At 37.8% G+C, this 209-nt stretch carries 1 protein-coding gene; it reads right to left on the reverse strand.

Features of this window, described 5'->3' with window-relative positions:
* The coding region (locus ACRHOC_RS16005) for an aminoacyl--tRNA ligase-related protein (RefSeq protein ID WP_431159538.1) at positions 1-209 on the reverse strand (209 nt) is incomplete at both ends.

A 209-nucleotide genomic window follows, 5' to 3' on the forward strand; every position in this document is an offset into this window, starting at 1 on the left:
CAAATGGTGCACGATCAATCATTACAGGACGGTGTAATTCATTATCAGTACCCTTGTAAGTTAAATCAAATCGTTCTGGTAAGTTATAATAGACCTGTATTGTACCTAATTGCCACTTACGACCCAAGGCATCTTTAACGATAAAATCCAACTTTGGTCCATAAAAAGCGGCTTCGGCAGTCTCAACTACATAATTTAAGCCTTTGTCT

The sequence above is a fragment of the Winogradskyella poriferorum genome (assembly GCF_050618035.1).
GTDB lineage: Bacteria > Bacteroidota > Bacteroidia > Flavobacteriales > Flavobacteriaceae > Winogradskyella > Winogradskyella poriferorum_A.